Below are 13,962 nucleotides of genomic sequence, written 5' to 3'. Positions count from 1 at the left end.
GATGTTGCCGAATTTTCGTTCCATGCAAGGAACTTTTGTGAAGGCGTACCGGGGGTACGTCAAGCAAAAGTGACGCAGCAGGGGGCGAAAAGGCGGTGATAGATGCCTCTGAGCGGGTTTGCATACACGCCCTAGCCCTGCTCCTCCTCCGGCTTGGAGGCCTGGCCTTGCAGCTTGCGGAATTCGCCCGGCGTCACGCCCTCGTATTTGCGAAAAAAACGGATAAAGCTGTTCGCGTTGTTATAGCCGATCTGCTGAGCGATCTCGCTCAGGTTCAGCGACGTCTCGCGCAGCAGCGTCTTGCTGCGGGCAAGGCGGACGAGCGTCAGATGCTCGAGCACCGTCTTGCCCGTGGACTGCTTGAAGAGACGGCTGAGATAAGCCGGATTAAGCTGCACGGCGTCGGCGATCTGCTCCACGGAGATGTCCTCGCGGTAATGCTCCGCGATATACGCGACGGCGGCGTCTGCCTTCGAAGGGCTGCGAAGGTGGTCCCTCAGCTGGACGATGACGTTCAGGAACACCTCTTCCAGCCAGAGATGAATGCTCTCGATCGTCTCATGCTTGGCCAGCTCCCGGTAGACGTTGCCTTCTCCGAATACGTTCTCCCAAGCCAGGCCCGCGTCTACGGCCAGATCGATCGCCTCGTCGATCAGACGGTGATAGACCCGGTAGACGTTCTCGTGCGACAAGCCGGGCTTGCCCTTGAGCTCCGCCTTCAACTGCTCCAGGCAAGCCCTCGTCTGCTGTTCGTTGCCGGCCCGGATATTGTTCATAAGAGCCTTCTCCAACTGGACGGGATAGAAGTATTGGAACGCCTGCGCATGCTCCTCGCTCTCGTGGAACAACGCCTTGCGGTCGTCCGTCAGCAGCTTCCGGCGAATGACGTCCGACGCCTGCTGGAACGACATGTGCGCGTCCGCCAGCGCGTCGACGGGCTGTCCGAACCCGATCGTCGCCGACAAGTTCAAATACGAGCGGACGGCCTGAATGATCTCCCCTGCCATCTCCGCCAGTCGGACACGGTCGAATTCCGCCGCCGACTCGATATTGGCGAGCACCGCGATCTGGTTGTCGGCGATCTCCGTACCCAGGCATACATAGCGCCCCGAGACGATTTCCTGCACGATGTTATGCGTCGCATAGCGAAGCAGGTTCATATCGCTCGCGCTGTAACGCTCCCTGAGCGCCGCGTATCCGTCGAGCTCGACGATCATCACGACGAAGCCCTGCGGCGTGATCGGCAGCCTCATGTCGTCCACTCTCTGCTCGAGATCGCCGCTCGCGCGATTGTAGAACAATTGATAGAGGAAGCGGTCGACCATCGCGGAATGACCGATCTCGTAAGCGGCTTCCAGCTCCTTGTGCCGATGGATGAGCTGATCCACCATGCCCGAGACGTCGACGAGCGAGCCCGGCTTGTCCGACGAGGCGGGGAGGGCGAACTCCTTCTGGACGCGCTCGGCTTTCTCGAACAGCCGTTTGATCGGATTGTACATCGTCCGCGACAGGAAGAAGGAGATGACCGATCCGAGCGCCACGAGCACGAAGCCCGTCAACATGATAACCCTGCGGATATAACCCAGCCTTTCCTCCAAGTAGTCGAGCGAATCGACCGAGACGATCGTCCATCCGTTGCGCAGCTGATCTCCGATGGAGATCAGAGCCTCCTGCCCGCCGAATTTCCCGACCCGATTTCCTCTCTCTTCTCCCGCGATCAGCGAGGCCGCCTGCTCCGCCATCCTCTCGTCTTCCTCCCCCGCAAGCCGGGGATACGCCGACAGAACGGCTCCCGAAGGGTCGGCCAGATAAAGACGGTTGTCGCGATCGGCCCCCGCCATTTTCAACAGCTCGTAAAACCGGTCCTCGAAAATATGAATCGCCACGTATCCCGTATTGCTCGGAAAGGCGACCGGGAATTTGCGGACGAGCGTCATAATCCGCTGCGTGTTGCCGTCCTGATCGACGAACGAACGGGTCGGAAGCCACAACTGCTCCTTGCCGCTGACCGAGAAATCGCGAATCCAGCCGTCGTTGACCTGGTTCGCGTAATGCCGGTTCGGAGCGTCCGAGGACAGGATGAGATTGTTTTTGCGAAAATAAATTTGCACCGCCTGCACGTATCCGTTCTCGGCGGCAAGCGTGGAGATCCGATCCCGGATTTCGTTGACCAAATACGCGTCTTCCACGTTCGTGGAGGACGTATAGATTTTGCCGTCCAGGCCGAGCTGCACCGACAGCGTCGTCACGTCCAGCAGCAAGCGGTCGGCGGACAGGCCCGTCTGCTTCATCGCGTTGGACGTGCCTTGGCGAATCTCGTCCAGAATGGTAGAATACATCAGTTTATAGGAAGAGAGGCTAAGTAAAATAACGGGCAGCAATATCACCAGAAAAAAGGAAAGAAAGTACAGGACGAACTGTCTGTTCGGTTTGCGCGGAATCCAGCGCTTGGCGGTCATCTTGCTTCCTCGTTTCCTCGTAGTTTCGTCGCTTAAGCGCACCTTCGATTATGGCACAGCCGAATCGGGATTGGGAACTCCCAATCCCCTCCATTCCGGGCCCGATATCAGGAACTGAGCATCGATGTCATAAAGTCGATACGCCCGATTGTGCCGATTCGGACGACGAACGTCAGGAATGCGCGATTTACCGCGGTTCCCGGCCGTTCTATGATAAATCCAGCAAGCCCAACTATTCAGATATCGAATTGGAGGTCACACAGAAATGGTTAGAAAAACGACGCTGGCCCTGGCCGCGGTCATGGCACTCGGAACGCTCGCGGCGTGCAGCTCGGACAAAGAAAATACCCCTGCCGTTCCGTCCTCCTCGTCTCCTGCCGCGTCTTCGTCTTCGGACGCATCGAACGCGCCGGATGTCGGGGAACCGATCACGCTGCAATTCGCTTCCTGGAGCATCAGCGAAGAAGCGACCAAAGGCGCCCTGGAGCAAATGGCGCAGAAGTTCACGGAGCTTCATCCGAACGTCAAGATCGAATACATCGGCATTCCGTTCGGAGACATCAAGCAGCAGACGTTCGTCATGGCATCCTCGGGCAACACGCCGGACATCATGCAGACTTTTACGGCTACGTTCCCGACTTACGCGGCTTCGGACATCATCATTCCTCTGGACGATCTGGTCGGCAAGGATTTCATCGACGATCTGTTCCCGAGCTATAAGGAAGATTACAGCTATAACGGCAAGCTGATGGGCGTTCCTTGGGCGCCGTCCCCTTACATCCTTTATTGGAACAAAGAGTTGTTCCAGAAGGCGGGACTGCCCGACCGCGCTCCGGAAACGTACGATGAAATGCTGCAATTCGCGGAGGAGCTCTCTAAGCTCAAGACGGACAGCGGAGAGCAAATCTACGGGCTCGGAGAAGCGACGGAGAAGCTGCCGATCAACGGCATGATCGCTCTGCGCAACCTCTACAGCTTTAACGGCTCCCTCTTCGGAGAAGAAGGCCAAGTCAACGTGAATACGCCGGAAGTAATCGAGACGCTGACGTATTACCAGACGCTGGTGAAAAACAACCTGTCTCCGCAAGGAGCCAAGCTGAAGGATCTGCGCAACCTGTTCAGCATCGGACGGCTCGGCATGTATTCGGACGGGTATTACGGACGGAAAGTGTTCCAGAACCTGAGCGGACAAGGTGAAGCGTTCGACGAGAAATGGGGCGCGGCGATGATTCCGGTCAACAAGACGGGCGACAACGTCTCCATCGGCGAAGCGCACGGCCTGGTCATCAGCAAGGATTCGAAGCATCCGGAAATGGCCGCGGAGTTCATCAAGTTCCTGACCGACGAAGAGATGATCTCGCTGTACCACCAGAACAGCGATGTCATGAGCGCGCGCAAGTCGATCAGCATTTTGCCGGAGTTCAACTCCACCGACTTCGATAAGACGCTTGTCGATCAGATGACGAAGATCAAGCCGCTTCCGGCCAACAATCCCGGACTCGAGCAAGCTTACCTGGAAATCGCCGAGGCGGTGCAGAAGGTGGCCGTCGCCAACGAGAGCCCGGAGAAGGTCGCGGCCGAGCTCGACGCCAAGCTGAAGCAAATCATGAAGTAATCCGGCTTGCGCCGGACCATCCCTTGCACCCGTATGGGGCTGCCCGATAAGCACCGAAGCCCGCCTTCGGCGGACCTGCTTCGCTTGCGACGCAGCCCCATGCTTGTTTCGTCATGCCCTCGTCCGGCAATCAAACCGTCACAAGGAAGTGAATTCCGTGCATAAACCCGTTCAATTGGAGCGAAGAGGCGTCCGCCTGAGCGAGAAGGCCAAGGATGCGATTTTCCTGGCCGTCATCATCTGTCCCGCCTTTATTTTGCTGCTGTCCACGATCGGCATCCCGATCGTCAAGTCGCTCTATATGAGCTTCTTCCAGGTGTCTCTGCTGAGCATGAAGAGTCAAGTCTGGAATTCGTTCGACAACTATAAGCAGCTGTTCGCCGACGGCGACTTCGTCCATTCCATCGGAGTGACGTTCCGCTACGTATTCTCTGTAGTCGCCATCCAGTTCGTTCTCGGCATGGCTCTGGCGCTTATTCTGAATGGGAAAATTCCGTTCCGGAGAGCGCTCCGGACCGTTATTCTGATTCCTTGGGTCGTCCCGACCATCATCGGGGCGCTGCTGTGGATGTGGCTGTTCCAGCCGCAATACGGCGTTCTGAACTATATTTTGCAGACGCTTCGCCTGATCGACCAGCCCCTCCAATGGTTGTCCGACATGCAGCTGGCGCTGTGGGCGGTCATGCTCGCCGCGCTGTGGAAGCAGCTTCCGTTCATGGTGACGATGCTGCTGGCCGGCATGCAGGGCATTCCCGGCGACATGTACGAGGCCGCGACGATCGACGGAGCCTCCAAGCGCCAGCAATTTCTCTATATCACGCTGCCGATGCTGAAGAACACGATCAAGACCGTCACGCTGATCGCCTGCATCGAGAACTTCAAGATGTTCCCGCTGTTCTGGATCATGACGAGCGGCGGACCGGTCGACGCGACGACGACGCTCGCCATTTTCAGCTACAAGACGGCTTTCATCGATCTGGACCTGGGCAAAGGGGCGGCGATCGGCGCGCTGTGGCTGATCATCATGCTGCTGTTTTCCTGGGGATATAACAGGCTGTTCGCCATCGGGGAAGGCAAAGGAGGCTCGGCGCATTGAGACAACGACGAATTTTCGGAGCCGCGCTGCCCTTGCTGGGCGCCGCCGCGTTCCTGCTGTTTCTCGTATTCCCGCTCTACTGGATGCTGCTCACTTCGTTCAAGGGCAACTCGGCTCTGTTCCGCATTCCGCCGGATTGGTTTCCGTCCGAGCCGGTGCTCTCGCACTATAAGAAGCTGTTCGCGGACAACGTGTTCACGACTTACTACCGCAACAGCCTTCTCGTCGGCTTCGGCTCGACGGCCATTACGCTGATCGCCGCGATGTTCGCGGGCTACGGTTTCTCCCGGTTCGAGTTCCGCTTTAAATCGCTGGCGTTGTTCTCGATTCTCTCGACCCAGATGCTGCCCGTCGTGTCGCTGCTGATCGCGCTCTACACGATCTACAACGGCTACGGCCTGCTGAATACGAGAACGGGACTCGTCATCGCCTTGACGACGGCCAGCCTGCCGTTCTCGATCTGGATGATCAAAGTGTTCTTCGACAACATTCCGGTCGCGCTCGAAGAGTCCGCGAAGATCGACGGGGCCAGCCGCTTCGGCATCCTGTTCCGGATTGTCATGCCGCTGACCAAGCCGGGCATTTTCTCCATCGGCATCTATTCGTTCATTCTGTCGTGGGACGACTTCCTGTACTCGCTCACGCTGATCAACAAGGACGAGCTGCGCACGCTGAACGCCGGCATCTCCATCCGCTATATCGGGGAGCTGTCGTACGACTGGGCCAGCATCATGACCGTGTGCGTCACGTCGATCGTGCCGATCTCGCTGCTGTTCCTCTTTTTCCAGAAATACATGGTTTCCGGCTTGACCGCCGGCGCCGTCAAAGGGTAGAAGAGGTCCCCGCGACTCCTAGACGGGGGCGCAAGCAAGAAAACGGCTAAGCCAAGCCGCGCAAAGCGGCCTGACTTAGCCGATTTTCAAGGGATCAGGACAGCAGGCCGGCGAAGGCTTGCAGGTTCCGCCGCAGAAGCTCGGAGTTGACGGAAGAACCGAATCGCTCCTCCATGTCAGCAAGAAACGCCGGAAGGCCGGAAGCCGTATCCGCACCCTCGAAGCGATTGTCGACGACCGCGTTGCGAAACTCGTCCATCTTCCGCTTCTGCTCCTTCACGACCGTTTCCGTCCATTCCCGGAGCTGCGGCTGCGAGTTTCTGACGAACCGCAGCAGCTTGGAAAGCCCCCCTTCCATGCTGCCGCCGGCGATCGCCTCCTTCATCGCGGCATACCCGCCCGGATCGAACCGCTTCATCAGCTCGCTCGCATTGACGTAATCTTCCGGCGCTCCCACGGGCCGCTGCGGCAGCTCGTCATAGACGATGCGGCCCTCCGCGATATCGGCCTTGCCGTTCTTCGCCAGCGCCGCGAGCAAGCGAATCGTCTCCAGAAACGATTGTCCTTCCTCTTTCGACATGTAGTTGTCCGCCAAGTATCCGGCTTGGGCCAGTCCCGACTCCAGAAGCTCCGCTCTCTCCTCCTCGCTCAGATCGATGGAATCGGCGAACAGATTCGAGCCGATGATCCGGTATGCGGCGTCGGCGACTTCCGGAGCTTTGCCGCCCAATACGCGGTCCAGTGCCGCGTCGACCTCGCCGCCGAAGATCTTCCGCACGACTCGATGCTTCATTTCGCCCTCCGGTAGCTCCCGCGCCGGAATCGAGCCCAGTTCGACCTTGTCGGGACGTTGGAAATCGGAAAGCGTTTCGGCAATCGCCTTCAGCTCCTGAGGATTGGTAGTTCCGTTAAATAGCGACAATTTAATGTTGGATAACCCCGTATCGATTCGCATGGCTCTCCTCGTTTACTGTTTTTTATTTTTATCGGCAGTAACGGGAAGGATTTACAGGGTTTCGGCGCCTTTTTAGGCAAATCTTCCAAGGCACAAAGAGATGAAGCGCTGCGGATCGCGGGTACCTGCAAGGGATTAGCCGGTTTCGTTGACGGACTTAGACCTTGGCGGCGGAACGCAGATCGGCTTCGGAGTCGATGCGGAAGCGAGCGCCGCCCGAGCAGGCTGCCGCGACGATGCCGAGGACGGCGGCCAGCGCCAGGAACCAGAAGCCGAGCTGCACCGACTCGCCGAGCGCTTGCCGCAGCAGCGCCGCGGTCGGTTCGGGCAGCGAGGAATCGGCGGCCAGCAGCTGCTGCGGATTCGCCAGATCCGGCGAGGCCGTCCCGAGCTCGGCCGCATGGCGCCGAACGGCCGTCGACAGGCTGCCGTTCACGATCGCGGCCAGCACCGCCGAGCCGAACACGCCGCCGACCGAACGGCTGAAGCCGACCGTCGACGTCGCCACGCCCTTGAAGCGATCTTCCGCACCGTAGGTAACCGCCATCTGGGCCAGCGGCATCAGAATGCCGATTCCGATCCCGACGACAAGCATAACCAGGGCGATCTTCCACATTTGCGCGTCAAGCGGCATGTACGCCATTCCGAGCATGCCGGCGCCCGCCAGCGACATCGAAGCGATCATCCCCGCGCGGTAAGTCCACCTTTTCATTAGGAAATTGCTCATCGTCGCCCCGAGCATCATCGAGAACATCATCGGAGTGAGCGTGTTGCCCGCATCCCCTACGTCGCCGCCCATGCTGCCCTGCACGAACAGCGGAATAAACAGCAGCGCTCCGTACAGAATGACGCCCTGCAGGAACGTCGCCGCCAACGTGCCGGATATCGACCGGACGCGAAACAGCTGCAGCGGCAAAATCGGTTCGCGCACGCGTCTCTCGACCGCCACGAACAGGGCGAGTCCCGCCGCGCCGACAAGCAGCAGCCCGATGACCGGCGCGGACAGCCACGCGTCCTGCTCCCCGCCCATCTTCAGCGCCAGCAGGATCGACAGCGTCGTGATCGCCAGCAGCGCGGCCCCCTTCGCGTCGACCGACGGGCGAGCCTTCGAAGCCGACTTTTCCTTCAATGTCCGGTTCAAGACGATAAACACGTACAGTCCGATCGGCAGATTAATGTAGAAGTTCCAGCGCCAATCCAGGTTCTGCGTAATGACCGCCCCGAGCGAAGGGCCGACGATGGAGGACAGGGCGAACACGCTCATATAGAACGTTTGGTACTTGCCCGCCTTCTCCTTCGGCATGATCGTAAACACAAGCGTGAACGTGATCGGAATCACGAAGCCCGCTCCCAGCCCCTGAATGCCCCGGTAGACGATCAGCTCGGTCATGCTTCCGGCCAATCCGCACAGCGCCGATCCCAGCAGAAACACCGCCAGACCGAACATATAGAAGCCTTTTCTCCCGAAAATATCCGACAGCTTGCCCGCGATCGGCATGACGACCGTCGAGCACAGCATGTAAATCGTAAACACCCAGGACATATGCTCCAGGCCGTTCAATTCGGACACGATGGTCGGCAGCGCGGTGGAGACGATCGTCTGATCCACCTGCGTCAGGAAAATACTGACGAGAAGCGCCGACATGAGCCAATTCAGCCTGGATGCTGAGCCTTTCGCCGTATCCGAATTCACCTCGACCACCTAGTTTCTTGCAAGTTTTGCGCAGCGCTCCGCGTACTCCCGGCCGCTCTGGCCGGATACGCGGGACACCGCGAATGCGCCGAGACGATTAAACGCCTCTTCCAGCGTCCGCTGCAGTTGGTCACCGGCTTGTCTCTCCCGGGCCGCCGTCCATACGGCGACGAAGCGATCGGCGATCGCCCCCGGCTCCGCTTCCGAATGGGCCAACAGCTCGTGCACCGGCGCGGGCACTTCTCCGAAAGCCGTCGCCGCCAGTACAACGACGAGGCAGGGATCTTCCTCGCCCATCGCTTGGAACAGCTCTCCCGCGCTATCGACGACGCGGAGCTCCATCCCGTGCAGAAGACGCAGCGCGTTCAGCAGCTCCTCGACGTCCGCGGTATCGTAAGCCCGCACTTCCTTCGGCAGCAGCACGCATGCGCTTCGGGAGACGGCCGCACCGCCTTCCGCCTTGCCCTGCCCTTCGTCCCGCGGGAGCACCCCGTACAACGTCGTCCGGATAATCTGGTCGGCGAGCAGCTCTTTCATTTCTTCATAGGAGCCTTGCAGTTGCATCTCTTCCCGCAAGTTATCTTCGCTGCGATAGTAGAACTGGTTCATCATTCCCCAGATCAGCTGCAGCAGCACGCGCTCGTGAATCTGTCCCTGGATGAGCCCGCCTTGCTTCCATTCGGCTATAATCCGCATCTTCTCTTCGGTATCCCCGGTCCACTTGGCCGAGGCGTACTTCTGGAACAGATCTCCGCCCTCCAGCGACTCGCGATGGTAAAGCATATGCAGATTGGGGAGCTTGCACTTCAGCTCGAAGTGCTCCCGGATATATTTGCGCAGCAGCGCCTGAGGCTCCTCGTCCTCCAGAAGAATCTCGTTGACGTGGAGCTCCCACTGCTCGAATAGACGAGTTACGACGTCCATGTACAGCTTCTCTTTGGATTCGAAGTAATAGTGGATGAGCGCCTGATTAACTCCGGCCTTCGCCGCGATATCGTTCATCCGGCACCCCGCGAACCCGATCCGCGCGAAAATATCCTCCGCCGCGTTCAATATTCGCGTCTGCACCGTCGACTTCGCTTCATCCAACGTTTGGATCGCCAATTCGCTTCGTCTCCTCTCATGCCCCCTTGCCGAATACGACGCCGCGCAGCGCCGCCGACGACGTCTCGTACCAGCCGCTTACCGTCTCCGGCAGCCGGTCGATCTGGGAGTCTATTACGTACAGCCCGCGCGTCGGGCAGACGGCGCCGACCTCGACCAGCAGCGGCCGCAGGTACGCTTCGACGGCCAGACTGTGCTGCGGGGCCGCCCCAACCATGACGGGAATCGCCGCCACGCCGGACAGCGCCTCCATCGGAAGCTGATCGACGAACAGCTTCAGCAGCCCCGTGAAGGTAGCCTTGAAGGTGGGACTGACGAATACCGCAATGTCCGACTCGCATACGCGCTGTACGACCTTCGCCACTCCCGCATTGCCCCATTCCAGAAGCGCGGGGGCGTAATCCGCCAGATCGACGATCTCCACGTCGGCTTCTCCGCCCAGCCGGGCGACCAGTTGGCGAACGATCTCTTCGGCGACGCCGAACGACTTCGAGCGGCTTCTCGGATTGCCTACGATCGCGGTAATCTTCATGAAGCCTCCGCCTCTCCTGCCAACCGGCCGTACTTCCCCCCGAAGAAGAGAAGCGGTCCGGCATCCGACGACGGAACGACGAGCTTCAGCCCGTCCCCGAGCAGAATCTGGTGGTCGCCGCCTTCCACCGCTTTGCGCAAGCCGCATTCGACGTATGCCAGACAGCCTTCCAGCACAGGCACGCCCGTCTCTCCGGCGAAGTAAGGGAAACCCTCGAACTTATCGGCTTCTCCCTTGCGGGCGAAAGCCCGGGAGACCGCCTCCTGCTCCTCCGACAGAAAATGAACGCAAAACTTCCTCGATTCCAAAATATGCGTCAGCGTCGAGCTCTTGTTGTCGAGACAGACGAGCAGCATCGGCGGCTCGAGCGACAGCGAGGTAAACGCGTTAACCGTCATCCCTTGCGGCTTGCCGTCCGCGTCCGTCGTCGTCACGACCGTAATTCCCGTCGCGAATTTGCCCATCGCGTTTCTCCAGGCTATTGAATCCAATTTTAGTCCCTCCCCGGGCAAAATGAAAGCTTATCCCTCCAGATCGTTGCAGATCAGCCAAGCCGTCGTCGCGTAGATGACCGCCGCGTCCACCATGTCGTCCACCGTCGGAGCGAATCTTCTCGGCCCGTAGGTGACCGCCGGGATGCGATACATATTGAACACGTTATGATCGCGCCACATGCTCGAATAAATGTAGTGGCCCTGCAGCGTCTCGCCTTTGCCCGCCGACTCGCTGGAGCGGCTGATCGCCCGCTTCAGACCCCCGACGCGCTCGGCGTCCGCCTCGAAGCCTTGACGGTAAACGACCGGCTCCACCTTGCCCTCGAAGCCCTCCTTCGCCATCAGCGCCTCCAACGAACGCTGCACGTCGGCAATCGATTGGACGGGAGTCAGCGTCGCTCCCAAGTACACCGAGCACACCTCGCTCCCCCCGCCCATCAGATGCGGGTCTCCGCCGCGAATCGCTCCGATCTGGGTTTTCGGCACCGCCGTCCCGCCGGGAGAATGGTAGATGTTGTTCTTCTCGAACTCGACGCACCACTTCTGCAGCGCTTCGATGAGCGGCGCCACCTTCACGAGCGCGCTCGGGTGCTTGCGCAACTCCTCCGGATGCTCCAGCAACGGCGTGAAAACATCCTCTCCATAGATATTGATGCGGAAGTTCGCATGTCCGCACGACACCCAGGAAATTCCGAAATCCGTTCCTTCGGCCGCAATAGCGAAGTCCGGCGCCACTCCTCCGTGCGTCATCATGAACTGCGCGCCGATCTCCTTGCCCAGAAACTGCGGGCCTTGGAATTCCTCCACGTGCTCCGGGCCGATCTCCGCCGGGCAGGCCGTCAAGTAGAGCGAGCCGGCCATCGGCAGGCCGGTTTTCTTCAGCGCCTTGGCCCCGATCAGGAAGCAGGCCATCGGCCCTCTGTCGTTCTCCACCGGCCTGCCGGAGAAAACGCCGTCCTTCAGGCTCGCCTGAAGCCATTCCGACTTGTCGACCGATCCCGGACGGTACTTCAGCTTGTCGAGATCGTTATATTGAGGCGATTCGGTATCCAGATGGCTCGTGATGAGCAGATTCTTACCCTGCGTCGGGTTCTGCCCGCCGTATTCGCCGATGACGTTAAACCGGTCCGGAACCATGCCGACCTTCTTCGGGGAGAAGGCTTCCCGCTTCATCCAATCGTATACGAAGTCCCCGGCCTCTTTCTCGTAACCCGCCAGAGAGCGAATATTGCCCAATTCCAGAATCAGATCGATCAGTTCCTGCCTGTCGATCGCGGCGCGGATCCGGTCGGCGACGTCCCGGATTTCCGCTTCCGTCGCCTTGCCGCCGGGATGAGTCGAAATCATGGCCTGACCTCCATTAAAGGCGCCCAGCTTCGGACAACCTGTTGTGTCGTAACGATCGTGGCGAAGTTAAGCGCCATTCCTTTCAAAGAAGCTTCGTGGACGTCGGCCTCGTAGGCCGCGCAGGCGTCGGACGCGACGAAGCACTCGTAGTCCCGCATAAAAGCGTCCCTGACGGTAGATTCCACGCAGCATTCCGTCGTAACTCCCGCGACGAGCAGCTTGCGGATGCCGTTGCTCTTGAGCGCCAGCTCCAGATTCGTTCCGACAAAGCCGCTGTACCGCTGTTTCGCCACCTCGATGTCCCCCGGCAAGGGGGAGATCCGGTAATACCCGGCCCCCGGGGTCGATTTCCGGCAGATCGCCACGCCTTCGGGATCCTGCCCCTGTCTGGCGTACCACTCCTTCATGGCCGGAGAATCAGTTCCCGGCTCCGTGATCAGCGCGACGAAAATAATCGGAATTCCCGCCGTTCTTGCGGAGGCTATCAAGTCCTCGATCCGGTCGACAGCGGGGTCGACCCCGGACAGGTCGGCCCCCCATTCCGCCGATTTGCCGTCGGCGGCGCAGAAGTCGTTCTGCACGTCCACCAGCACCAAGGCGATTCCCTCATTCGGTACCGTACGCATCTATCGCGCCTCCTTAGCCGCCTGTTGTCGTTCTTTCCAACGTTCTTCCGGTGTTCCTTCCAACGTCCATTCCAGTAAGCTTCGGCGTTCGTTCGTGCTTCCCTCTTATCCCCGCAACCTCGGCAGCACGCGTTCGCCGAAGAAGCGCATGTCGGCGTCGTAATCCGGAAACGTCAGCATCATGCCGTCGAGATTCGCGGTTTCGATGATCTCCCGGATTCGGGCCGTAATCGTCTCCGCCGTGCCGGAGATCGGCTGCGACATCAGCGCCGTTCTGGCTCTCGCCGAGATGGACGATTCCTTGCCGTCGACCGCCAGCCCGTAGCTCTCCATCAAGCCCATAATCGCCTCACGGTCCGCCCCTTCCTGATACAGCTGGATTTTGGCGTTCGCCTCCTCCTCGGTTTCCCCCGGATAGATGCCGAACATGGCGTACGTCTTGATCGTCTTGTTGCGATCGCGAGCGATTTCCTTCGCCCTGGCGCTGACCTTGGCGATCTCCTGCACGTCCTTGCCGCCGACGAAGCAGGCGTCTCCTTCATCGATCGTGAAGCTCAACCCTTTGTCGGACGCGCCGGCGCAGATGATCGACGGACGCGGATTTTGCACCGGCTTCGGATCGGACATGCAATCCTTCAATTGAAAATACTGCCCCTCGTGGTTAACGCGATCCTCCGACCACAGCTTCTTGACGACCTGCATCCACTCTTTGGCCAGATCGTAGCGCGCGCCGTGATCGAGATTCTCCGGCCACATGCCCATCTGGGAAAATTCCTTCGAGTAAGAGCCCGATACGACGTTCATGCCGACGCGTCCGTTGCTGATCTGATCCAGCGTCGCGAACATTTTCGCTGCGACTGCCGGGTGGTACAGCAGCGTATGGACGGTAGCGTATACCTTCACTTTTTTCGTCGCCTCCGCCAAGCCCGCCATCATCGTCATCGATTCCAGCGAGGTGCCCCAGTGGTTCGTGCGGCCGCCGTAGCCTCTCCACTTCGCCATCGACATGATGAAGTCCAGCCCCAGCTCTTCCGCCAGAATGGCGGCGCTGCGGTTCTGCTCGTAGCTGCCGTATATTTTCGGAGTCGTATCCGAAATGATCCAGCCTCCGTTCGTAATCGGAAGAAATACGCCAAAATCGATGTTGTTGTAATCCACGGTGCCACTCATTGCTTCATCACTCCATCTTCGTTAGTGTTAAGTCCGTT

General features: G+C 59.5%; 12 protein-coding genes. 3 read left to right on the top strand and 9 right to left on the bottom strand.

Annotated features, from left to right (window positions below; translation table 11 throughout):
• Nucleotides 1–131: 131 nt before the first annotated feature.
• Nucleotides 132–2,459 (bottom strand): helix-turn-helix domain-containing protein, encoded by a 2,328-nt coding sequence (locus tag ACESLM_RS24140; protein WP_372635384.1) that lies wholly within the window; start codon nt 2,457–2,459, stop codon nt 132–134.
• Between the two features lie 265 nt (nt 2,460–2,724).
• Here ACESLM_RS24140 and ACESLM_RS24135 point away from each other — a divergent pair, with 265 nt between their 5' ends.
• The 3 genes from ACESLM_RS24135 (at nt 2,725) to ACESLM_RS24125 (ending at nt 6,003) form a co-directional block, all read left to right on the top strand.
• The gene (locus ACESLM_RS24135) at nt 2,725–4,074 is read left to right on the top strand and encodes an ABC transporter substrate-binding protein (protein WP_372635381.1); all 1,350 of its coding nucleotides are present in this window, start codon (nt 2,725–2,727) and stop codon (nt 4,072–4,074) included.
• Nucleotides 4,075–4,231: 157 nt separating this feature from the next.
• Nucleotides 4,232–5,170, top strand: a complete 939-nt coding sequence (locus ACESLM_RS24130; RefSeq protein ID WP_372635378.1) for a carbohydrate ABC transporter permease — start codon at nt 4,232–4,234, stop codon at nt 5,168–5,170.
• Complete coding sequence (locus ACESLM_RS24125) at nt 5,167–6,003, top strand: carbohydrate ABC transporter permease (protein WP_372635376.1); 837 nt, start codon at nt 5,167–5,169, stop codon at nt 6,001–6,003. Before ACESLM_RS24130 ends, ACESLM_RS24125 begins: the two co-directional genes overlap by 4 nt.
• A gap of 94 nt (nt 6,004–6,097) precedes the next feature.
• Here the strand turns inward: ACESLM_RS24125 and ACESLM_RS24120 are convergent, their stop codons facing one another.
• From ACESLM_RS24120 to ACESLM_RS24085, 8 genes are all read right to left on the bottom strand, one after another.
• Nucleotides 6,098–6,958 carry a hypothetical protein gene (locus tag ACESLM_RS24120; RefSeq protein ID WP_372635373.1) on the bottom strand — a complete coding sequence of 287 codons (861 nt, stop codon included), beginning with the start codon at nt 6,956–6,958 and terminating at the stop codon, nt 6,098–6,100.
• A gap of 157 nt (nt 6,959–7,115) precedes the next feature.
• A complete protein-coding gene (locus ACESLM_RS24115; RefSeq protein WP_372635370.1) occupies nt 7,116–8,651 on the bottom strand; it encodes an MDR family MFS transporter in 1,536 nt (511 codons plus the stop codon).
• A gap of 9 nt (nt 8,652–8,660) precedes the next feature.
• The gene (locus ACESLM_RS24110) at nt 8,661–9,755 is read right to left on the bottom strand and encodes a TetR/AcrR family transcriptional regulator (protein WP_372635367.1); all 1,095 of its coding nucleotides are present in this window, start codon (nt 9,753–9,755) and stop codon (nt 8,661–8,663) included.
• A 16-nt stretch (nt 9,756–9,771) separates the two neighbouring features.
• Entirely contained in the window at nt 9,772–10,287 is a 516-nt protein-coding gene (locus tag ACESLM_RS24105) for an NADPH-dependent FMN reductase (protein WP_372635364.1), read from the bottom strand.
• On the bottom strand, nt 10,284–10,778 hold the full coding sequence (locus ACESLM_RS24100; protein ID WP_372635362.1) for a flavin reductase family protein: 495 nt from the start codon (nt 10,776–10,778) through the stop codon (nt 10,284–10,286). Before ACESLM_RS24100 ends, ACESLM_RS24105 begins: the two co-directional genes overlap by 4 nt.
• Nucleotides 10,779–10,808: 30 nt before the next feature.
• Complete coding sequence (locus ACESLM_RS24095; protein WP_372635359.1) at nt 10,809–12,128, bottom strand: zinc-binding metallopeptidase family protein; 1,320 nt, start codon at nt 12,126–12,128, stop codon at nt 10,809–10,811.
• Entirely contained in the window at nt 12,125–12,754 is a 630-nt protein-coding gene (locus tag ACESLM_RS24090; RefSeq protein ID WP_372635357.1) for a cysteine hydrolase family protein, read from the bottom strand. The genes ACESLM_RS24095 and ACESLM_RS24090 overlap by 4 nt, the downstream gene beginning before the upstream one ends.
• 105 nt (nt 12,755–12,859) lie before the next feature.
• A complete protein-coding gene (locus ACESLM_RS24085) occupies nt 12,860–13,924 on the bottom strand; it encodes an LLM class flavin-dependent oxidoreductase (protein ID WP_372635354.1) in 1,065 nt (354 codons plus the stop codon).
• Nucleotides 13,925–13,962 lie beyond the last annotated feature (38 nt).

Origin of the sequence: Cohnella sp. (genome assembly GCF_041641335.1) — a bacterium.
GTDB lineage: Bacteria > Bacillota > Bacilli > Paenibacillales > Paenibacillaceae > Cohnella.
The sequence above is the reverse complement of the archived record's forward strand: the minus strand, read 5'-3'. Positions and strand labels throughout refer to the sequence as shown.